The following is a 21805-nucleotide window of genomic DNA, read 5'->3' as shown; positions in this document are numbered from 1 at the left end:
TTAAAAACAGTTATTTAAAAATCGATTAAAATTTAAAATCAGAATTTTAAATATACGTGATTGAAACTCTTTTTAAAAATGTAGTTATGAACAAAAGCAGCAAAAGATTTACTTATTTACATCTAAAAAAAAGACCCTTTTGATGTCTCAAAAGGGTCCTCAATCAATAATCTATGGAAATTATGCTATGCTTTCCATCGCACTTACTTTATTTAATGCTGTTTGCACATTATCACGATGCTTCGTTAACAATGAATTTGTTGACGGCGGCAATGTCATATCTGCAATTATGGTATCATACTCATCTACAGCAGCTTTCTCTCCTCTAATTGCCTCTTCTAACATGCTTTCTTCATTATCTGAGGAAAAGGTAGATTTGATGTTCATCCATGCGCGGTGCGCATCACCTTTTACACTCGTTCCTTTATCTGGAGTTGCTCCATAGTTACGGATTTCATTTTTAAGCTCGTGACCAAAATCATATCGTTCTTGCGCTTGATTTTCAAAAAAGCCTTTTAATCTTTTACTATCTACTTTTTCTTTGGCCAATTTATATCCAGCCTCAGCATCATAATTTTTTTCTAATAATTCATTTAGCTTGTTTGCTACTTCTTCTGTGTAATTCATAATATTAGTTTGTATGGTTATTTAATTAATATACCTCAATATACAGACTGAATACAGTTCAGACCGAGTGATTAACATGGGTTTACACCAAGCTTAATATAGATTTAAGTTTATAATAGCGATACAACCCATTCTTGTTAAAAGACTTAACTTTTGAGATGTAAATAGGGTTAGTTATATACGCTTTCGCGAAAGCGTACAAAAAAAGCGACCTTACAATAATTGCAAGGTCGCTTTACATTAAGTAAATAAGTAAGTTTTATGAACCGCACATCTCGCAGTCATCTCCATTGCTTGCCGCTTCTTTTGCCCGTAATAGGATTTCTTTATATTCTTCAGCCGTCATTTCTTCACTCTCTGTAACGACTTTTGTATTAATAATGTCTGCAGCAGCTTCCATAACTTTTGCAGCGGCTGGAGAATGATCTTCTATAAGTACCGGTGCTACTGCTGGTTGTGCTATTGGAGCTTTTTTAGCTTCTTTAGTTACCGTAAATTTAATAGCATCTACAGCTGCCTTAGTTCTTAAATAATACATTCCTGTTTTAAGACCACTTTTCCATGCATAGAAATGCATTGAAGTAAGCTTAGACGTTGTCACGTTTTCCATAAACAGGTTTAACGATTGAGACTGATCAATGAAGTAACCACGTTGACGAGACATATCGATGATATCCTTCATCTTTAATTCCCATACCGTTTTATACAATTCTTTGATATCTTCTGGAATACCTTCTATCGCTTGAATAGAACCATTATTTCTCATAATCGCATTCTTCAAACTATCATCCCAAAGTCCTAGGTCTACTAAGTCTTTCAATAAGTGCTTATTAACTACAATAAACTCACCAGACAGTGTTCTACGTGTATAGATATTTGAAGTATATGGTTCAAAGGCCTCATTGTTACCTAAGATTTGTGAGGTACTTGCTGTAGGCATAGGCGCTACTAGAAGTGAGTTTCTCACACCATGTTCCATTACCTTAGTTCTTAAATTTGACCAATTCCAACGACCGCTTAAATCTGAATCATTGATATTCCACATATTGAACTGGAATTCTCCTTGTGACATAGGCGATCCTTCAAATGTTGAATATGCTCCTTCTTCCTGCGCCATTTCCATAGAAGCTTCACATGCTGCAAAATATAAAGTCTCAAAAATCTCTGAGTTTAATTTCTTAGCCTCGTCACTTGTAAATGGTAGACGTAACATGATGAAAGCGTCTGCAAGACCTTGAATACCAAGTCCAACAGGTCTGTGACGCATGTTAGAATTTCTCGCCTCTATTACTGGGTAATAGTTGCGATCAATTACTTTATTTAAGTTGCGTGTTACCCTTTTAGTTACTTTATAAAGTGCTTTATGATCAAACGCACCGTCCTTTATGAACATAGGTAGTGCGATAGAAGCTAGGTTACATACAGCCACCTCATCTGGAGAAGTATACTCCATGATCTCAGTACATAGGTTTGAAGACCTGATGGTTCCAAGATTCTTCTGGTTAGACTTATTATTTGCTGCATCTTTATACAACATATATGGTGTACCAGTCTCTATTTGAGATTCTAATATCTTATCCCATAGCTCACGCGCTTGAATTGTTTTGCGACCTTTCCCTTCTTGCTCATACTTAGTATAAAGCGCTTCAAATTCATCTCCATAAACATTATAAAGGTCTGGACATTCATGTGGACACATTAAGGTCCACTTATCATTTGCCTCAACTCTTTTCATAAATAGATCAGACATCCACATCGCATAGAATAAATCACGCGCACGCATTTCTTCTTTACCGTGGTTTTTCTTAAGATCTAAGAAATCAAAAATATCTGCATGCCATGGCTCCATGTAAATAGCAAAAGAACCTTTACGTTTTCCTCCACCTTGGTCTACATAACGTGCTGTATCATTATAAACCTTAAGCATAGGCACAATTCCATTTGAAGTACCGTTAGTACCACCTATGTAAGAACCTCTAGCTCTTATGTTGTGAATAGACAACCCTATTCCACCAGCACTCTGTGAGATTTTAGCTGTTTGCTTTAATGTATCATAAATCCCTTCTATACTATCATCTTGCATCGTTAATAAGAAACAAGAAGACATCTGAGGTTTAGGCGTACCAGCGTTAAACAATGTAGGAGTTGCATGAGTAAAGTACTTTTTAGACATCAACTCATAAGTCTCTATCGCTGCATCTAAATCATCCATATGGATTCCTACAGAAACACGCATCAACATGTGTTGTGGACGCTCTGCAATTTTTCCATTAATTTTTAATAAATAACTACGTTCTAATGTTTTAAACCCAAAGTAATCGTACCCAAAATCACGATTATAAATAATGGCCGAGTTCAAGCGGTCTGCATTATCTTGTATTACTTGATACACCTCATCAGAGATCATAGGTGCTTTTTTCTCTGTACGTGGATTTACATACTCATATAAATCAGTTACCACATCAGTGAACGTCTTTTTAGTATTCTTATGTAAGTTAGAGACAGAAATACGTGCCGCCAGACGAGCATAGTCGGGATGAGCTGTGGTCATCGTTGCAGCCGTTTCTGCAGCTAAATTATCTAATTCGCTTGTAGTAACTCCATCATACAAACCATCGATAACACGCATCGCTACTTTTACTGGGTCTACGTGATTACTTAAACCATAACATAATTTACGTACTCTCGCTGTGATTTTATCAAACATCACTGGCTCTTTGTGGCCGTCTCTTTTTACTACAAACATATTGAACTAGTTTTTTGGGTTAAGAGATAAGGATTCTAATCCCATTCTCTAATAATTGGGTTAACATTTGTGAAGAAAACTTAATTTATCTTCAATACACTATAATGGAACAGCCCTAAGAGCTGTAGGTTTTTTCAGGTTACTTACTAGAAGTCAGCATCTAAGGAGAATGAATCCATTGAATCCTTATCTTCCTTAGTACTGTTCATGACACCTGCTTTTTGGTATTCACCTACTCTTTTCTCAAAGAAGTTAGTTTTACCTTCCATACCTATTAAATCCATAAAATCAAATGGATTAGTAACATTATACACAGGATCACATTCCAGTTCACCTAATAAACGGTCAGTTACAAACTCTAGGTATTGTGTCATTAATTTTGCGTTCATACCTATTAAACTAGCCGGTAATGACTCAGTAATAAATTCACGCTCGATATTTAATGCATCAACAATAATTTCTGTAATACGCTCTTTAGGAACTTTATTTACTAGATGATGGTTGTGTAGGTGTACTGCAAAATCACAGTGCATACCTTCATCACGTGATATCAACTCATTAGAAAAAGTAAGTCCTGGCATAAGACCACGTTTTTTCAACCAGTAAATAGAACAAAATGCACCAGAGAAGAAGATACCTTCTACCGCAGCAAATGCGATTAAACGCTCTGCAAATGATGGGCTTTCAATCCACTTCATTGCCCAATCTGCCTTTAATTTAATAGCAGGAAAGTTCTCGATAGCTCTAAAAAGTTGATCTTTTTCTGCATCATCCTTTACGTAAGTATCGATAAGTAAAGAATAAGTCTCTGAATGAATGTTTTCCATCATAATCTGGAAACCATAGAAAAACTTAGCCTCAGAATACTGTACCTCATTCACAAAATTTTCTGCAAGATTTTCATTCACAATACCATCACTAGCCGCAAAAAACGCAAGGATATGCTTAATAAAATAACGCTCGTCAGAATTCAATGAATTTTGCCAATCTGTAATATCAACTTGCAGATCGATTTCTTCAGCAGTCCAAATACAAGCTTGTTGTTTCTTATACCACTCCCATAAATCATCATGTTGAATAGGAAAAATAACAAATCTGTCTGGATTCTCTTGTAAAATTGGTTCTTGAGTCGTCTGCATGTGTCCTTTTAATTTTCTCGGTTATTTCTTCTGGCTTGAAGAGTAACAAATATCAAAAATCATTGAGAGCAAATCAGCGTCTTAACAATTTGCTTTTAAACAAGTTTTCAACATCATCAAAGCTACTTTAAAATGTTAAAAATAAATTAATTCATTATCTCAAAACACTGTATAACAGTACATTAAAATTTCGTCTAACATTCAATGCATTTAATAGAAACAAGATAATACAAGCCTATATTTTATCACTGATAGACAGCAATATTTAGTCTAATTCCTACATTTTATTTATAAACACAGAAGAATAAGTTATCCACGCTTTCGCGAAAGCGAAATGTTAAAAATTGAAATTTGAAAACGCAGATTTACGATTTTTAGGAAAAATTTTGAGCTATTTCTTCCAACTCCTCATACCAAGCAATTCCGAATTTACGAACGAGAGCTTCCTTTAAAAATTTATAAACTGGAACACCTAATTCTTCACCTAATGTACACGCGTCATCACAAATTTGCCACTTGTGATAATTTACCGCTTTAAAATCGGTGTATTCCTGTATACGCACCGGATAAAGATGACAAGAAATAGGTTTATAGAAAGAAGTTGCCCCATCTCGATAAGCGGCTTCAATACCGCATAATGCCGTACCATCTTCTTTAAAGGTGGTGTAAGCACATTCTGCCCCATTTACTAATGGAGTTTCTAATTCGCCATTTTCACGTTCTATCCACGTACCTTGAGCCTCTATAGCCTCAATCCCTTCAGATCTTAAATAAGGCTTGACTTTTTCATATTCTTTATCTAGAATATCTAACTCTTTTTGCTCCAATGGTGCACCAGCTTCTCCTGCAACACAGCAAACACCTTTACAAGCTGTAAGATTGCAAACAAAGTCTTTTTCTAATACATCATCTGACACGATGGTTTTTCCTAACTGAAACATAAAGGCAAATTTGAAGCTACAAAGATACTAGAAGTCATATTTAATACTGACAGAATATGGCATAGTTGAAAAGAGCTTTAAGACGATGCAGACCTACAACTTAAAAGTCACAATTCGTTAATGAATATTTAACCTTTACTAATCAATACTAAACTATTAAATAGCAGTACTTTTGCGCGCTCAAAACAAGACGATGGAAAGCAATTCTTTTGTAGATTTTTTTGCAGCCTTTGACCTAAAGGAGTTTTTTACAGCAACCATGATTTTATTTGCGGTAATCGATATTATAGGAAGCGTTCCTATTATAATTGACTTACGTCGTAAAGTAGGTCATGTTCAAAGTGAAAAAGCATCTGTTGTTGCTGGTGTATTAATGATTGTATTCTTATTTGTCGGTGAAAGAATGTTGAATTTAATAGGCATTGACGTCAACTCATTTGCAGTAGCCGGTGCTTTCATAATTTTCTTTATCGCATTAGAAATGATTCTAGGTGTACAGCTTTATAAAGACGAGGCGCCAGAAACTGCTGCTATTATACCTATCGCATTTCCACTTATCGCTGGTGCAGGTACCTTAACCTCAGTACTTTCTTTAAGATCAGAATACTCAGTTATTAATATTATTGCTGCTATTATCGTGAACATCATCTTTGTATACATTGTACTTAAGAACTCTGGGTACATTGAAAAACTGATCGGAAAACAAGGTATTAATGTGGTACGTAAAATTTTTGGGGTTATCTTGCTAGCCATCGCGGTAAAGCTATTTACCACAAACATTAAAGAACTTTTCTAAATGAAAATAGTTATATACATATTAATGGCTCTTGCAGCTGCCAGCATTATATTTAACGCTACTAAACTAGATTTCTCTAATCTTTTTAAAGGTGATAGTCAAATAGCAGTTATTAGCATACTCGCTTCTTTGTGTGTACTTATTTTACTGGCGATACTACAAGTATCTCTTAAGATAAAAGATAAGCACGAGAAACGATAGATTAAAAATAACAGACTTACTTATTAAGCTCTAGCACTTTTTGAATCATACGATCTTGTTGATTCAAGATTTTAATTTTTGCCTCAGTATCAAAAAGCTGCTCTGCAAGCGCAGATTTAATAATTGTAGAGATCTCATCTCTATAACCTGGCAACGAAATACTAGTATTGTATAACTGTGCGTATTGAATAAAATCTTCCATGACTAATTCTGGAACACTGTAGGTTTCCATGAAATCTATTTCAGTCATGTTGCGCAAGTTAATACCATCGCCTTGTAAATACCGATTAGCAAACTGATCTGCAAATCCTGTACGAGCAAAATATTCTAGGGTTTGTAAAACATACCCATCTGCAGATGCTACAAAAACGTCTGGAATGATTCCGCCGCCACCATAAACTACTTTACCTGCTGGCGTTGTTCTTTTTAAAGAATCATTCACCTCAATGTTAGCAGCATCTTCTAGTTCACCGTTATTATAGCGATCGATATACTCTTTAAAGTAGTCTTCATTACCATTATCATATGGGCGTTGAATACTTCTACCAGTAGGTGTATAATATCTAGACACTGTTAACCTGACTGCACTACCATCACCTAGTTTAATTTCTTGTTGCACCAGACCTTTTCCAAAACTACGTCGGCCTATAATCGTTCCCACGTCGTTATCCTGCAAAGCTCCAGCGACTACCTCACTAGCACTAGCGCTATTTTCATTAATTAAAATATAAACAGGTTTATCTTCAAAATCACCATCACTAGTAGCATAAGAATCTTTGCGCTCATTATCACGATCCTTTTGAAAAAGGATTAATTTTTTACGTGGTAAAAACTCATCTGCCATAGCGATTGCAGCACTTAAGACACCACCTGGATTATCTCTTAAATCGACTGTTAGGCGTTGCGCACCTTTTTCAATTAAGCCATCTATAGCATCGTTGAATTCTTCTTCGGTAGACTCTGCAAATCGATTAACTTTTATATATCCCATATTTTCATTGAGCATATAAGCCGCCTCGACACTATTAATAGGCACATTGCCTCTTACTACAGACACCTGTTGAACATCATTATCACCAGGTCGCAATACACCTAGTGTAACCTTTGAACCTTCTTCTCCTTTTAAAACATCTGTACTTACAGCACCTGTTCCAAAAAGTGGCTTCCCATCGGCATAAAGAATTTTATCACCACCTTTAATACCAGCCTTTTTACTAGGTCCACCATCTAATACATTAAGAACAGAAATCGTGTCCTGATTTACAAAGAATCTAATACCTATACCCACAAAATCACCTCGCATCTGATCAGCGACGTCTTCCATCTCGTCGTTAGTTATATAGATGGAATGAGGATCAAGATTAGATAATATACCATTTACAGTAATATCAACAATACTATCTGTATTCACATCATCTACATATCGCTGATCTATAATATCTATTAACTTATTAAGTTTACGCTTATTGGCATTACTAGCCATAAGTAATCCATCACTAGACTCACCACTATGCATCGTATAGCCCAGCCCTATTCCTAGCGCTACTGCTATTCCTAAAAACAATGGAAAGTATGCCTGTGATTTTTTCAATATTACAGTTGATTAATTTGTTCTACTTCAACGCCAGCTTTTTGCAGAAATTGCAAACCGCTATCATCTTTATAACCTTCTACATATACAACACGTTTAATGCCACTTTGATGAATCAGCTTACTACAATCTTTGCAGGGTGACATCGTAATATATAATGTAGCACCAGCGCAAGATTGAGTTGATCCAGCTACTTTAAGAATTGCATTAGCTTCTGCATGTAAGACATACCATTTTGTATACCCTTCATCATCTTCACAAAAATTCTCAAATCCACTAGGTGTACCGTTATAACCATCACTTATAATCATACGGTCCCTAACAATTAAAGCACCTACCTGCCTGCGTTTGCAGTGCGATAACTTAGCCCATTCTGCAGCCATCTTAAGATAAGCAACATCATATTTATGCTGTTTTTGATCCTTCAAATTTTCTATTTTTAAATTTTGCATTTCATTTAATAATGCCGCACTATACTATCATTATTACGCTTTCGCGAAAGCGAGGTCAAAAAATCACTTCATTAAATCTACCACAACCACCTGTCAATCAACATAGGTATAACCATTCCTAAAACAATACCTGAAATAACTTGAACCCAATCTTTTCTACTAAAACGGAAGATCCCAGTGAATATAAAGTTTAAAATAAGAACTAATAGCACGATAACTAATTGAGCACCTTCTATACCTATTGCATATTCAAGTAGTAATAAAAACTCATTATCGCTTCCACTGGCCAGCATCTTATAAGCACTAGAGAATGCAAGGCCATGTATTAACCCAAAAAATAATGAAATAGATATAGCTAGCCATGCCGCATTATCGCGGTGCCTATTACCTGCTGTAAAGATGTTATACAGTGCCGTGATTGCTATGGTCACAGGAATTAGAAATTCAATGTACGTACTTGAAAAGCTCACTTTTGCAAAAGCTACAAGCATTAATGAAATGGTATGACCTACCGTAAATGCTGTAACCAGCCATAATAGCTTTTTCCAACTTTTAAAAAGGTAAGGTACTGCAAGTAACATGATAAAAAGGATGTGGTCATAAGCTCTCCAATCTAGCACATGTTCAAACCCAAAAATCACATTTCTTAAAAAATCATCCATCTATTTATAGTTTTAAGGGGTAATAATTCAAAAATAGGATTTTTAGTGATGTGGTATAAAAAAACCAGAACATTTCTGTTCTGGTTTTAAAAAGTACCTCAGGCCGGAATCGAACCGGCACGCCGTGAAGCATTGGATTTTGAATCCAACGTGTCTACCAATTCCACCACTGAGGCCTAAAAATTGGATTGCAAAAGTACATATAATTTTAAATCTCACACCTTATTTAGAGCTATTTTTAAGGACAAAGAATAAAAATATCTGTACATTTGCAGCCTTAAAATCAGGAGTCTAATTCATTTTAAGATGATCAACACCATGACAGAAGCAAAATTATTCGGTTGTAGACAAAGTATGGACCTTGCTAAGGCGGTAGCTGAGAAGTATGGTGCCTCACTAGGCCAGGTTAACTTCTCTACTTTTAGTGATGGTGAATTTCAACCATCTTTTGAAGAATCAATACGTGGTCGTCGCATCTTTATTATAGGATCTACACATCCCAGCAGTGATAACTTAATGGAGTTATTGTTAATGCTAGATGCTGCAAAGCGAGCAAGCGCTAGACATATTACAGCTGTAATTCCCTATTTTGGTTGGGCACGTCAAGATCGTAAAGACAAGCCTCGTGTACCGATAGGCGCAAAAATGATTGCAAAAATCTTAGAAAGTGCTGGTGCGACTCGCATTATCACCATGGATTTACATGCAGATCAGATTCAAGGATTTTTTGAAAAACCTGTAGATCATCTATTCGGTAGTGCATTATTCATCCCTTATTTAAAGAGCCTTAATTTATCAGACCTAACTATAGCTTCACCAGATATGGGTGGTTCTAAGAGAGCATATGCCTATGCAAAAACTCTTGAAAGCGATGTAGTGGTTTGTTATAAACAGCGTCAAAAAGCAAATGTGATATCTCACATGGAATTGATAGGTGACGTAACAGGGAAAAATGTAGTCCTAGTAGACGACATGGTCGATACTGCAGGTACTTTAACAAAAGCGGCAGATGTGATGATGGAGCGTGGAGCAAAAAGCGTAAGAGCTATTTGTACTCATGCCATCTTATCAGGTCAGGCTTATGAGAGAATTGAAAACTCTCAACTAGAAGAACTAATTGTAACCGACTCTATCCCTTTAAGAAAAGAAAGTGGAAAAATAAGAGTTCTTACTTGCGCAGGTCTATTTGCAGAAGTAATGACTAGCGTTCAAAACAATGAGTCTATCAGTTCTAATTTTATCATGTAATTTCAATAATTAATAAATAAACAACAAATGAAATCAATCACGATCAACGGATCTAAAAGAGAAAGCGTGGGCAAAAAGGCAACTAAGGCCCTACGTAATGCTGGATTGGTTCCTTGCGTAATTTACGGAGGAGACGAGCCAGTGCATTTTCAAGCAGAAGAAAAAGCATTTAAAAATTTGGTTTACACCTCTGACGCTATGACAGTTGTTATAGACCTAGGTAAAGATGGTCAATATGCTGCAATTGCTCAAGATATGCAATGGCACCCAGTAAAAGAGCAATTATTACACGCTGACTTTTATCAAATTTTTGATGACAAGCCAGTTACAATGGAAGTACCTGTAGTTACTGTAGGAACTTCTCGTGGTGTACTTAATGGTGGTGTTTTACGTAGAAACAACCGTCGTTTAAAGGTTAAAGCAATTCCTGCTAACTTACCTGATCTAATTGAAGTAGACATCGCGCCTATGAAAATTGGAAATAAGAAATATGTACGTGACTTACGCGTACCTGAGTATGAAATCATGCACCCAGACAGCGTTGTGGTTGTAATGATCAAAACTTCTCGTACTGCTATTGCAGATGATGAGGATGATGATGTTGAAGCTGGAGATGTACCATCTACACAAACAGATGATGTAGCTGCAGTTAAAGAAGATTAATTCTTTACTCAAATACTTACAAGCCGCAAGATTTATTTCTTGCGGCTTTTTTTATAGCTTTGAGCCATGATAAGTGAATTGAAAAATTGGTGGGTGAACCTTTTTAAATCATCTATCATTGAAAAAGAGAACGACATGAAAAAATTTCTAATTATAGGGTTAGGTAATATAGGAGATAAATACACTGAAACGCGTCACAATATAGGATTCAAAGTTCTAGACGAGATTTCAAAGATAAAGGACGCTTCTTTTGAGACCCTAACTTTAGGAGATGTTGCAACTATTACTCACAAAGGAAAAAAAGTTACTTTACTTAAGCCTAGCACCTATATGAACCTAAGTGGTAAGGCAATTAAATATTATATGAATCAAGAATCTATTCCTAAGGAACAAATCTTAGTAGTTACTGATGACTTGAATCTGCCGTTTGGCACATTGCGCATGAAGTCAAAAGGGACTGATGGCGGTCACAACGGATTAAAGGATACACAGATTAAATTAAACACACCTAATTACCCAAGGTTACGCTTCGGTATCTCTGATGAATTCTCTAAAGGCCGTCAGGTTGACTATGTTTTAGGAGAATGGAACAAAGAAGAACTAAAAGCTTTACCAGAACGTATTGATAAAGCAGCAGCGGCGTGCTTATCTTTTACTCATGCTGGACTAGCTAACACCATGAATCAATTCAACGGTAAATAGCTATTCTTTAATAATCTGCTTTACTATTGTTTGATGATCTATTGTTACTTTAATTAAATACATTCCGCTAGACCAATGGCTCAAATCGATTTGAGTGCGAGCTGCAACTATTTCTTGAGAAGTTATAAATCTTCCTGCCATATCGTAGATATCGTATTCAGCTTCTGCAAAAGCGATATTATCTAATTGTAGAAAAACCGATTCTTTTGATGGATTCGGATATAAACTAATGTCATCAAATACATTGTCAATTGTGGAAAGAGTTTGTGTTCCACAAATATCTACAGACCATCCGTTTAAACTACCACCATCTTGATCAGTATCATCTGCAACAGTTAATACCCAATCACCTAGTGCATTTCCTCCATTAAAAGAAGAGAACGTATCTACTGCTAGGATGGTTCCACTTACTGTAGGCGCTGCAAAAGTACATTGAAGTGCTGCCCCATCATCTGTAAATGTAGCTAGTAAGTCATTTCTATTATTACATCGATCTTCTATAATCGTTATTTGAGTACCCGACGGACTGGTTAAATAAATATCAACATCACTCATCCAGGTATGCGACAAGTCTATATTTAATACAATATCGTTAATCACTACATTATCAGTAACCGTAATGATTGTATCAAATGAAGATGGTGGACCCGAACTTATAGTTATAGGGACAACAGTTGAAGACTCGTTAAAACAAACAATATTTGCTGTTCTAAAACTACGACTCGCACTAAAAGGTCCGTCACCACATACATTTTTGTTTCTTACACGCCAATAATAAATGGTATCCTCATCTAGACCAGTCGTTAAAGTATATGTACTTGCTGCAGTTGTTGTTGCCTCAACAATTATATTAAAACTAGAATCTGATGATACCTCTACATCATATTCTTGAGCTCCGGTGCTAGCGTTCCATTCTAAGGTCGGAAATAACGCAACATCAATTGCCATGTCTACTGGCTCAATTAACGTCGTATTTTGAAGACTACTCTCTAACACGTTTAGAGTTAACCCGACAGATCGCATAGTAGATCCAGCAGTTCCATCAAAGGAAAGATTATAATTACCTACCATTGAACTATTAAGACCACTAATGGTAATATTTACCGGCGTATTGTTATTAGTAACAGTACTAGGCGTGATTACAACAGTTGAACCAACAGGTTCACCCGTTAATGAAAGCGTTGTAGGCGTGTTAAAACCATTAAATGTTCTATATGTAAAATCGTAACTGGCATTTGCTGGCAAACAAACGTTTTGCTCAAGCTCAGTGGTGCTCAAAGAAAACTCATCGCTGGTAACTGTGAAGTTAGAAGAGTTTATAGCATAATAAACATTACTATTTGCCTTTACCATTATACGCGCTTGACTGGTAGGAGAAACTACTGGCATAATAACCGTTTGAGTTCCATCATTAGGTGTCGCTACTTCAATAATATCATTAAAATTTAAACCACCATCTGTAGACATTAAAATATCAACACTCATTGTATTAATAGGAGATTGATCTGTACCTGCTACGTCCCAATTAACTACAAAGGCTTCTCCTGTATTGTAACTTACATTAGAATTCTGACTAGTAACAGTAAACGGACCTGCTATGCCATCAACAGTAATATTCATTAAATCTGAATCATTCTGCCCTACATTATTATTATACTTACGGGCAGTGAAAGCAAATTCCATATTTCTAGCTACCGATGGTGTTACTTCGTAAGATGGTGCTAAATTCCCCTGTACAACATCTGATAAGGCAGGAAAATAACGTTCTGGAACCGTTACGGAAGGTAATGACCTATACATCGGACCTTGAACTCGTGTAGGATCTGGCCCATTATTACTTCCTGGATTTTCTGGGTCATTTTGTTCCCAATTATAGACTACTGTCTCCGTCCCTAGATTAGTTGCTGAACCGGTTAGGACAAATGCCGTGCTATAAGGTATGGTATAATCTAAACCTGCATCAACTACCGGAGCTGTAAAAGGAATATTTGTAACTACCGCACAAGAACTAGAAGGACCACTTTTAATATTTGCCGTAATATCTCTAATATTTACATAGTGGAAATAATCATCTGAATTGTTTTGAATATTGGGATTGCAAATACCAGCATAAGCCATTATGGTACTTCCGCTTCCGGGCTCTACTTCGGTCTGACCACTTCCACTTCTACAGTTACTTGATGCCATGGAATGATAACCACCAAACTGGTGTCCCATTTCATGAGCTACATAATCAATATCAAATGGGTCACCAGTAGGGTTGGCACGACCGGTCATACCACTACCTTTTTGACCAGTTACACATACACAACCGATGCAACCGGCATTTCCTCCACCAGAGGTATTAAAATTATGACCTATATCATAATTAGCATTCCCAATACCAGGAAAGCCTTGACTTGCAAGATCGCCATCTATTAAATCTTGTGTTCTATTATTAAAATCGTTAGTGTAAGGATCTAAAGATGTATCACCAAAATATAACAAGGAATCATTATTGGCCACAAAGATCATATTAATAGCAAGATCACGCTCATAAACACCATTCACACGATTCATCGTTATCACTTGTCTTGCTTGAATATTTGCTCTCTTCTGCGCATCTGTACCGTTACCTGCAAAAAGATTTCCATACTCTGCATTACATGAGATGGCAACCCGATAAGTGCGCAGTGAACTATCATTTGTTGATTTAGGAACCACATTTGATATGTTGAGATCAGTTCCAATTACAGAAAGCTCATCCATTAAACATTCAAAATCTTCCTTTACTTCAGGAATTGAAGATCTATCATAAACGATGTACGTATTATGATCTATAGTAAATGGGTCGATATATACTGTAGGTGCACCTGGGACAAACTCGATATTATGAAAACCATGAGAGGTAATTGAAAACCGTATCACATCTGCAGCATCATTTACATTAAGACCTAAATAGGTCTTAATACTAGGATACTTTGCAGATAACGAATTCTCCATTATTTGAGTTTCAAAGATTTCAAAATCATAAAAATCCCCATCAGCATTAGGCATAGACACCACTACATTTGAGTGGCTTGTAGTAAACCGCATTGGCGATCCAGTAACAAATTGTTTTAAACCATCTATATCTAAATTATATGTCAAATAGTTATCAGGTGTAAAATTGCGATTTTCTAGGTTCTCAGTAGGTGTTTGTGAGACAGATTGCCAGAAGTTTTGCGCTTTCGCGAAAGCGAAATTAAACAGCATTACAATCGTTAAAAGATATTTCATAGGGAATAATAAGTTTACAAAATACTTCATGTTTGTGGTCTGTACAAACATTTTCATAAACATGCTGTTTTTTAGTGCAATTCACCGAGAATATTTTAATTTGCATCTACCTGAAAAAAGAGCTCTAATACATTGAAAATATTTGATAACATTGCCTCATATGTGGCAGAAAAAGGCGCTGTAATAACCATAGGAACTTTTGATGGTGTACATCATGGTCATCAAAAAATCCTAAGCCGAGTTACTGAAATCGCGCAGCAGCAATCCCTTACGAGTGTACTGCTTACTTTTTTTCCTCACCCTAGAATGGTATTGCAGCCAGATGGCGATCTTAAATTAATCAACACGATTGAAGAGCGACAGCAGTTGATTGCAGCAAATGGGATAGAAAACGTTGTGACGCATCCATTTTCTTTAGATTTTGCCAGAACTAGCGCACATGATTATGTTAAAAATATTCTTGTCGATCAATTAAAGGCTGCTGTAGTTGTCATAGGTTATGATCATCGATTCGGCAGAAATCGTGCTGCGAGTATTACTGAATTAGAAGAGTATGGTAAAGAGTTTAATTTTAAAGTTGTCCAAATCTCTAAAAAAGAAGTAGAAGAGGTTACTGTAAGCAGTACTAAAATACGTAACGCCATAGAAAATGGTGATATGGAAGTAACTGAAAATTATCTGAATAGACCCTACAGTATTAACGGTAAAATCGTTCAAGGAAAAGCAATAGGTAGAACTATTAATTACCCTACAGCAAATTTAAAAGTGAGTGAAACTTATAAATTATTACCTAAAAACGGAGTCTATATCACTAGTAGCATCATAGATGGAACTGAAGTTTACGGAATGACTAATATCGGTTTCAACCCTACAGTTTCTGACGGATCACAAAAAACCATTGAAACATTTTACTTAGACTTTAATGCAGATTTATACAACTCTGAAGTAGAGCTGTTTTTTCATAAGAGGCTAAGAGATGAAGTTAGATTTAATTCTATTGAAGAGTTAAAAGCAGCAATGAAAGAAGATGAATTAAAGACCAGAACCTATGCACAGCAAATGGGATAAATGGTTGTTCAGGCAAGTAGATAATTCTGCTCTGGTTTTATTCCGAATGTTTTTTGGTTTCTTATTGGCTTGCGAGGCATTTGGACATATAGCGCTAGGAGCGGTTGATAAGCATTTTTTACAACCAAAATTCACGTTTACTTTCATAGGCTTTGAGTTTCTAGAACCTTTACCAGCGCCATTAATGTATGGCTTATTTGTAATGATGGGTATTGCAGGATTATTGGTGATGGTAGGTTTTAAGTACCGTACTGCGATGATTTTTTATGCAATCGCCTGGACTTATGTCTACTTATTGCAAAAAACATCTTACAACAACCACTATTATTTATTGATGTTACTTAACTACATCATGATTTTTTTACCAGCGCATCGATCTGTTTCTATAGATGCAAAATGGAACCCAAGGATACGTAAAGAACACATGAGTAGATGGATTTATTTATTCATCATAGCGTTTTTATTTATCGTTTACTCCTATGCTAGTGTTGCAAAGTTTTATCCCGACTGGATAGACACCTCATTCCCTAAGCATTTAATGAAAATAAGAGCTGGTGATTGGGATATCTTACAGCAGGAATGGGCTCACTGGGCAATTATGATTTACGGATTGAGCTTTGACATTTTAATCGTGCCATTATTGCTTTGGAAAAGAACGCGCATGATTGCCGTTATAGCGTCTTTCTTCTTTCATATTTTTAATTCAATCATTTTTAAAATAGGGATATTCCCTTATCTAGCATTAGCATTTTTAGTTTTCTTCTTTAAACCTAAAACAATACAAAAACGATTCTTAAAAAAGAAGCAATTCTATGACGGTGACGAAATAATTGTACCATCGTACAAAAAGTCAACAATTGCTGTAACCACGGGCTTTTTAGTTATAATGATTTTATTACCATTAAGACATTGGGTAATAAATGACGACGTATTATGGACTGAGGAAGGTCATCGGTTAAGCTGGCGTATGATGTTGCGCAACAGACGTGGTTTCACTACATATTATGTGGAAAATAAAAAAACCGGCAGTCGCAAAGCGATTAATTATAATGACTATCTAACTACTAAACAATCTTACAGTGTACAAACAAAGCCTGATTTTATGTGGCAATTTGCTCAAAAATTAAAAGAATTTCACGCGATGGAAGGTGAAGATGTTGCTGTATTTATTGATGCAAAAGTCAGTGTCAATGGTCGACCTTTACAGCAGTTTACAGATAAAGAAATAGACGTCGCTGCTCAAGAATGGAGTCACTGGTCACATCACGAATGGATTTTACCATCTTCTCTCTATGAGAACAAGGAATAAATGGTAATTTTACAAGCTTAGAATTAAAAACGAATACCATGTTACAAATCGCAGCTATACGCGAGCATAAAGATGCTTTTGCACAAGCGCTTAAAAAAAGAAACATCGACGCAATGCCAATGCTAGAAAACGCTATTTCAGTAGATGAAAAAAGGCGTTCTCTACAAGCACAACTTGATGAGACACTTGCTATAAGTAATAAGCTATCTAAGCAAATAGGCGATTTATTTAAATCTGGAAAAGCTGCAGAAGCAAATCAACTTAAAACTCAAACGGGAGAACTTAAAGAAAAGTCTAAACAACTTAATGAAGAACTAACCACAGCTGTTACTGAGTTACAAAATATTCTATATACCATTCCTAACATCCCGCAAGACAGTGTCCCTACTGGGAATAGTGATGAAGATAACGAAGTTCTCTCTCAACATGGAGTGATCCCTACTTTACACGCAGGTGCAAAACCACACTGGGAACTTGTAAAGGATTATGATATAATAGATTTTGAACTTGGTACAAAAATCACCGGCGCAGGATTTCCTGTATATAAAAGAAAAGGAGCTCGTTTACAACGTGCCCTAATCAACTATTTCCTAGATAAAAACACCGCTGCTGGTTATGAAGAAATGCAGGTACCTCATCTTGTAAATGAAGCCAGTGGTTATGGAACTGGACAATTACCTGATAAAGAAGGGCAAATGTACCATGTAGGTGTTGATGACTTATACCTTATCCCTACCGCAGAAGTTCCTATCACTAACCTTTACCGTGGTGATTTATTAGAATCAAAAGATTTACCTATCGCAATGACAGGCTACACACCATGTTTCCGTCGTGAAGCTGGTAGTTATGGAAGTGATGTACGTGGTTTGAACCGTTTGCATCAATTTGATAAAGTAGAAATTTTACGTATAGAGCATCCTGACCAAAGTGAAAGTGCACTAGACGCCATGGTTGTTCACGTAAAAAATATTTTAGAAGAACTAGAATTACCTTATCGTATTTTAAGACTATGCGGTGGTGACCTTGGATTTACCTCTACACTTACTTATGATTTTGAGATTTATAGTACCGCACAAGATAAGTGGCTAGAAGTAAGTAGTGTCTCTAACTTTAAAACATTCCAGAGTAACCGCTTGAAATTACGTTTTCGCAATAGCGAAGGTAAAACAGAACTGGCACACACTTTGAACGGTAGCTCATTAGCTCTACCACGTATACTAGCTGGTATTTTAGAAAATTACCAGACAGAAAGTGGTATAAAAATCCCAGAAGTATTAAAACCTTACTGTGGATTTGACATCATTGATTAAAACCCTATATTAGACCTATGCGTCATTTATTAATTCTCTTCATACTGTTGTATAGCAGCTTTGGTTTTGCACAAAACCCGAGATTGGCAGAGAATTATATGGACCAAGGAGAATACGGTAAAGCGCTCAAGATTTATAACAAAATCTATGAAGAAAATAAGCGCAATATCAATAACTTATATAAAGTCATTGACATTCATCAGCAATTAGAGCAATACCAGCAGGTAGACTCATTAATTAATGATGCAGAAAAATTCATGCGCAATAATAAAAGTCTCACTATTGAACGTGGCTATAATTTAACGCTTCAAGGTAAAGATTCACTAGCTGCACCCTATTACAATGAGGCTATTGCAATCATTGATTCCTTACCTAATTACACCTATCAAATCGCAAATCGTTTTGAGCGTCGCAATTTACTAGATGAAGCTATTATAGCTTATGAAAAAGGTATGACAGCAAATCCTAATGCTAATTTTAAAATTCAATTAGCAAATCTATATGGACAACAAGGAAACCTTGAAAAAATGTTTGATCAGTATATAGATTTAATTGAAAGTAATGTGTCATATCGTGGTCGTGCTCAAGCTATATTTTTCAGATACATCACAGATGATCCTGATAATGAAGGCAATAGGCTTTTGAGGAAATCCTTATTATTACGCTTACGCGAAAAGCAAAACCCAATCTATAATCAGCTCTTAAGTTGGCTATTTATTCAGCAAAAAGATTTTAAGAAAGCATTCCTTCAAGAAAAGGCTATTTATGTGCGTACTAAAGAAAGTACGGTAGAACTTCAAGAGCTAGCCGTTACCGCGATTGAAGAAAAAGATTTAGATGCCGCCAAAGAGATTCTCGAATATTTAGTACTAGAATCGCAAGTTAGTTCTACTCGTTATATCGCTGAAAGTTTACTGGCAAAAATTAAGGCAGACAATGCTATAGCAAGTGATTATGTGACCGTAAAATCTAATTATGAGCAACTACTAACTAAATATGGTCGCGATGGTCAGACCTTTATGTTACAATTAGATTATGCAGACTTTTTAACCTTTAAAGCTAGCGAACCTGAAACAGCTGTAACCATATTAACAGAACTTGAAAACAAAAGACTAAGCAAGTTTCAAAAGGCTGAAGTAAAAATGTTGCTCGCAGATATTCTTGTATTACAAGAGCAGTTCAATCGCGCGTTAATTTTATATAGTCAGGTTCAGACTGACTTACCTAACGATGAGCTTGCACAAGAAGCTCAATATAGAGTAGCACGCACTAGTTATTATCAGGGCGACTTTCCATGGAGCCTGACACAATTAAAAGTATTGCGCAGTGCTACATCAAAACTTATCGCAAACGACGCTATGGAACTAAGCCTTACTATTAGCGATCACAGTCTCGAGGACACTACTTATATTGCCTTAAAGGCTTTCGCAAAAGCAGATTTAAAACAATATCAAAATAAACGATCAGAAGCTATATCGCTTTATGATCAATTGTTACAAAATCATAAAGGCGATCCCATAGAAGATGAAGCATTGCTCAATCAAGCCAAGTTATATGAAATTGAAGGCAATCTAGAAGCTGCCAAAAACAACTATCAAACAATTATCGACAACTTTGCAGACGGTATTCTAGCAGATGATGCTTTTTATAAACTAGCATTGCTTTATGAAGAGAAATTTGACAATCCTAATAAAGCACAAGCGTTATATGAACGTATTATTTATGACTATGCAGACAGCATACACTTTGTAGATGCTCGCAGACGATACAGACGTTTAAGAGGTGATGAAAACCTCACTGCTTTTTAAAAAAATAATTATGGTAATATATAATGTGACTTGCAACATGGCAAGTCATTTAGAAGAGGAATGGTTAGAATGGATACGTGAACATATTGCACACGTTTTAGGAACTGGACTTTTTAAAGATGCAAAATTAACACGCGTCCTGGTAGAAGAGCAAGATGGCGCTAGCACTTTCTCGATTCAATACAAAGCAATTAGTAGAGAAACTTTAGAAACATATTACTCAAATCATGCCGAAGCATTGCGTAAAGCCGGATTAGATAAATGGGGTAATAATGTTTTATCCTTCCGAACAGAATTAGATGTACTCGATGAATATACAGTGCACACTAATCTAAATTAGGTTTAATATTACATCTAATACTGATAATAAATACTAGCAATTGGCCAAATACAACAAACATAAATCATCTCATAAAGGAAGCGATAAAGGCGTTACCGCAAAAAAACATCTAGGACAACACTTTCTTAAAGATGAAGATGTAGCATTACGAATTGCAGAGGTATTAAGCTATGATGGCTATGACCAAATTCTGGAAATAGGACCTGGAACTGGTGTGCTTACTAAACATGTGATACGCAAAAACATGAAGGTGACGGCACTAGAATTAGATAGTGAATCGGTGATTTATCTTAAGCACAGTTTCCCTCTTGAACATGTAAAGATTGTGAATGACCAAACATTTCAAGTCATAGAAGCAGATTTCTTAAAGAAAGATTTGAAAGAAATCTATGGTGATCAATCTTTTGCGATAATTGGAAATTTCCCTTATAACATAAGCACGCAAATTGTTTTTAAAACCATAGAAAACCGTGAGCAAATTCCTGAATTTGGCGGTATGTTTCAAAAAGAAGTTGCCCAGCGCATTTGTGCACCTCATGGCTCAAAAACCTATGGAATATTATCTGTTCTTGCACAAGCTTATTATGAAGCAGATTATGTATTTACCGTAGGACCAGAAGTTTTTGATCCACCACCACGAGTAGATAGTGGTGTGCTATTTTTAAAACGTAGAGATAATTATGATAACCTCACTTGCTCCTACTCTATTTTAAGACAGGTTGTAAAACTCGCTTTCCAGCAACGTCGTAAAACCTTGAGAAACTCATTAAAAACAATGAACTTACCTGATGAGATGCGTGAGAAAGACATCTTCAGTTTGCGTCCAGAGCAAATAAGTGTAGATGCCTTTGTTGAGTTAGCTACACAAATTGAAAAGTTGTAAGATTTCTTATTGAGTTTACATCTAAGACATCATTAATTTGTTTATGGAAACATAAACTGGC

General features: G+C 35.9%; 19 protein-coding genes and 1 tRNA gene. 11 read left to right on the top strand and 9 right to left on the bottom strand.

Annotated features, from left to right (window positions below; all coding sequences use genetic code 11):
- Positions 1-180 precede the first annotated feature (180 nt).
- The 4 genes from ACJJVI_RS07390 to ACJJVI_RS07375 all read right to left on the bottom strand — a co-directional run bounded on the left by ACJJVI_RS07390 (position 181) and on the right by ACJJVI_RS07375 (position 5453).
- The gene (locus ACJJVI_RS07390) at positions 181-627 is read right to left on the bottom strand and encodes a PA2169 family four-helix-bundle protein (protein WP_405351235.1); all 447 of its coding nucleotides are present in this window, start codon (positions 625-627) and stop codon (positions 181-183) included.
- Positions 628-886: 259 nt separating this feature from the next.
- Positions 887-3373: a ribonucleoside-diphosphate reductase subunit alpha gene (locus tag ACJJVI_RS07385; protein ID WP_405351233.1), complete on the bottom strand. Its 2487-nt coding sequence runs from the start codon at positions 3371-3373 to the stop codon at positions 887-889.
- Between the two features lie 146 nt (positions 3374-3519).
- Positions 3520-4512 carry a ribonucleotide-diphosphate reductase subunit beta gene (locus ACJJVI_RS07380; RefSeq protein ID WP_036582597.1) on the bottom strand — a complete coding sequence of 331 codons (993 nt, stop codon included), beginning with the start codon at positions 4510-4512 and terminating at the stop codon, positions 3520-3522.
- A 374-nt stretch (positions 4513-4886) separates the two neighbouring features.
- Entirely contained in the window at positions 4887-5453 is a 567-nt protein-coding gene (locus ACJJVI_RS07375) for a DUF3109 family protein (protein WP_036582599.1), read from the bottom strand.
- A 193-nt stretch (positions 5454-5646) separates the two neighbouring features.
- Here ACJJVI_RS07375 and ACJJVI_RS07370 point away from each other — a divergent pair, with 193 nt between their 5' ends.
- Both ACJJVI_RS07370 and ACJJVI_RS07365 read left to right on the top strand, forming a co-directional pair.
- On the top strand, positions 5647-6249 hold the full coding sequence (locus ACJJVI_RS07370) for a MarC family protein (RefSeq protein ID WP_006796739.1): 603 nt from the start codon (positions 5647-5649) through the stop codon (positions 6247-6249).
- The gene (locus tag ACJJVI_RS07365; protein WP_036582602.1) at positions 6250-6450 is read left to right on the top strand and encodes a hypothetical protein; all 201 of its coding nucleotides are present in this window, start codon (positions 6250-6252) and stop codon (positions 6448-6450) included.
- Positions 6451-6466: 16 nt separating this feature from the next.
- Here the strand turns inward: ACJJVI_RS07365 and ACJJVI_RS07360 are convergent, their stop codons facing one another.
- The 4 genes from ACJJVI_RS07360 to ACJJVI_RS07345 form a co-directional block, all read right to left on the bottom strand.
- Positions 6467-8041 carry a S41 family peptidase gene (locus ACJJVI_RS07360; RefSeq protein WP_405351231.1) on the bottom strand — a complete coding sequence of 525 codons (1575 nt, stop codon included), beginning with the start codon at positions 8039-8041 and terminating at the stop codon, positions 6467-6469.
- A gap of 2 nt (positions 8042-8043) precedes the next feature.
- Positions 8044-8469, bottom strand: a complete 426-nt coding sequence (locus ACJJVI_RS07355; protein WP_036585207.1) for a dCMP deaminase family protein — start codon at positions 8467-8469, stop codon at positions 8044-8046.
- Positions 8470-8570: 101 nt separating this feature from the next.
- The gene (locus ACJJVI_RS07350; RefSeq protein WP_042245656.1) at positions 8571-9155 is read right to left on the bottom strand and encodes a HupE/UreJ family protein; all 585 of its coding nucleotides are present in this window, start codon (positions 9153-9155) and stop codon (positions 8571-8573) included.
- A gap of 94 nt (positions 9156-9249) precedes the next feature.
- Positions 9250-9331: transfer RNA gene (locus ACJJVI_RS07345), tRNA-Leu, on the bottom strand.
- Between the two features lie 130 nt (positions 9332-9461).
- Here ACJJVI_RS07345 and ACJJVI_RS07340 point away from each other — a divergent pair.
- From ACJJVI_RS07340 to pth, 3 genes are all read left to right on the top strand, one after another.
- Positions 9462-10403, top strand: a complete 942-nt coding sequence (locus ACJJVI_RS07340; RefSeq protein ID WP_036582609.1) for a ribose-phosphate pyrophosphokinase — start codon at positions 9462-9464, stop codon at positions 10401-10403.
- 27 nt (positions 10404-10430) lie between these two features.
- Positions 10431-11066: a 50S ribosomal protein L25/general stress protein Ctc gene (locus tag ACJJVI_RS07335; RefSeq protein WP_042245653.1), complete on the top strand. Its 636-nt coding sequence runs from the start codon at positions 10431-10433 to the stop codon at positions 11064-11066.
- A 135-nt stretch (positions 11067-11201) separates the two neighbouring features.
- The gene (pth, locus tag ACJJVI_RS07330; RefSeq protein ID WP_202963369.1) at positions 11202-11768 is read left to right on the top strand and encodes an aminoacyl-tRNA hydrolase; all 567 of its coding nucleotides are present in this window, start codon (positions 11202-11204) and stop codon (positions 11766-11768) included.
- On the opposite strand, the gene ACJJVI_RS07325 is transcribed toward pth, so the two are convergent.
- A complete protein-coding gene (locus ACJJVI_RS07325; RefSeq protein WP_405351228.1) occupies positions 11769-15083 on the bottom strand; it encodes a reprolysin-like metallopeptidase in 3315 nt (1104 codons plus the stop codon).
- A 75-nt stretch (positions 15084-15158) separates the two neighbouring features.
- Between ACJJVI_RS07325 and ACJJVI_RS07320 the strand changes: the two genes are divergently transcribed.
- From ACJJVI_RS07320 to rsmA, 6 genes are read left to right on the top strand one after another with little or no spacing between them, the layout of a single operon-like run.
- Positions 15159-16094 (top strand): bifunctional riboflavin kinase/FAD synthetase, encoded by a 936-nt coding sequence (locus ACJJVI_RS07320; protein WP_042269522.1) that lies wholly within the window; start codon positions 15159-15161, stop codon positions 16092-16094.
- The gene (locus ACJJVI_RS07315; protein ID WP_042269520.1) at positions 16075-17403 is read left to right on the top strand and encodes an HTTM domain-containing protein; all 1329 of its coding nucleotides are present in this window, start codon (positions 16075-16077) and stop codon (positions 17401-17403) included. The genes ACJJVI_RS07320 and ACJJVI_RS07315 overlap by 20 nt, the downstream gene beginning before the upstream one ends.
- Before the next feature lie 38 nt (positions 17404-17441).
- Positions 17442-18713: a serine--tRNA ligase gene (gene serS / locus ACJJVI_RS07310; protein WP_042269518.1), complete on the top strand. Its 1272-nt coding sequence runs from the start codon at positions 17442-17444 to the stop codon at positions 18711-18713.
- A 17-nt stretch (positions 18714-18730) separates the two neighbouring features.
- Positions 18731-20521 carry a tetratricopeptide repeat protein gene (locus ACJJVI_RS07305; protein WP_405351226.1) on the top strand — a complete coding sequence of 597 codons (1791 nt, stop codon included), beginning with the start codon at positions 18731-18733 and terminating at the stop codon, positions 20519-20521.
- A 10-nt stretch (positions 20522-20531) separates the two neighbouring features.
- Entirely contained in the window at positions 20532-20861 is a 330-nt protein-coding gene (locus tag ACJJVI_RS07300) for a DUF4286 family protein (protein WP_036585209.1), read from the top strand.
- 40 nt (positions 20862-20901) lie between these two features.
- Complete coding sequence (gene rsmA / locus ACJJVI_RS07295; RefSeq protein ID WP_405351225.1) at positions 20902-21744, top strand: 16S rRNA (adenine(1518)-N(6)/adenine(1519)-N(6))-dimethyltransferase RsmA; 843 nt, start codon at positions 20902-20904, stop codon at positions 21742-21744.
- The last annotated feature ends 61 nt before the right edge of the window (positions 21745-21805 follow it).

The sequence above is a fragment of the Nonlabens sp. Asnod3-H03 genome (genome assembly GCF_045063665.1).
Lineage (GTDB): Bacteria > Bacteroidota > Bacteroidia > Flavobacteriales > Flavobacteriaceae > Nonlabens > Nonlabens ulvanivorans.
The sequence above is the reverse complement of the archived record's forward strand: the minus strand, read 5'-3'. Positions and strand labels throughout refer to the sequence as shown.

Bases quoted from the DNA above. Each gene is read 5' to 3' on its own strand.
- pth (WP_202963369.1), top strand. From the start codon at position 11,202: ATGAAAAAATTTCTAATTATAGGGTTAGGTAATATAGGAGATAAATAC.
- ACJJVI_RS07390 (WP_405351235.1), bottom strand. From the start codon at position 627: ATGAATTACACAGAAGAAGTAGCAAACAAGCTAAATGAATTATTAGAA.
- ACJJVI_RS07335 (WP_042245653.1), top strand. From the start codon at position 10,431: ATGAAATCAATCACGATCAACGGATCTAAAAGAGAAAGCGTGGGCAAA.
- ACJJVI_RS07305 (WP_405351226.1), top strand. From the start codon at position 18,731: ATGCGTCATTTATTAATTCTCTTCATACTGTTGTATAGCAGCTTTGGT.
- ACJJVI_RS07380 (WP_036582597.1), bottom strand. From the start codon at position 4,512: ATGCAGACGACTCAAGAACCAATTTTACAAGAGAATCCAGACAGATTT.
- ACJJVI_RS07350 (WP_042245656.1), bottom strand. From the start codon at position 9,155: ATGGATGATTTTTTAAGAAATGTGATTTTTGGGTTTGAACATGTGCTA.
- serS (WP_042269518.1), top strand. From the start codon at position 17,442: ATGTTACAAATCGCAGCTATACGCGAGCATAAAGATGCTTTTGCACAA.
- ACJJVI_RS07340 (WP_036582609.1), top strand. From the start codon at position 9,462: ATGATCAACACCATGACAGAAGCAAAATTATTCGGTTGTAGACAAAGT.
- ACJJVI_RS07375 (WP_036582599.1), bottom strand. From the start codon at position 5,453: ATGTTTCAGTTAGGAAAAACCATCGTGTCAGATGATGTATTAGAAAAA.
- ACJJVI_RS07385 (WP_405351233.1), bottom strand. From the start codon at position 3,373: ATGTTTGTAGTAAAAAGAGACGGCCACAAAGAGCCAGTGATGTTTGAT.
- ACJJVI_RS07325 (WP_405351228.1), bottom strand. From the start codon at position 15,083: ATGAAAATGTTTGTACAGACCACAAACATGAAGTATTTTGTAAACTTA.
- ACJJVI_RS07370 (WP_006796739.1), top strand. From the start codon at position 5,647: ATGGAAAGCAATTCTTTTGTAGATTTTTTTGCAGCCTTTGACCTAAAG.
- ACJJVI_RS07365 (WP_036582602.1), top strand. From the start codon at position 6,250: ATGAAAATAGTTATATACATATTAATGGCTCTTGCAGCTGCCAGCATT.
- ACJJVI_RS07300 (WP_036585209.1), top strand. From the start codon at position 20,532: ATGGTAATATATAATGTGACTTGCAACATGGCAAGTCATTTAGAAGAG.
- ACJJVI_RS07315 (WP_042269520.1), top strand. From the start codon at position 16,075: ATGCACAGCAAATGGGATAAATGGTTGTTCAGGCAAGTAGATAATTCT.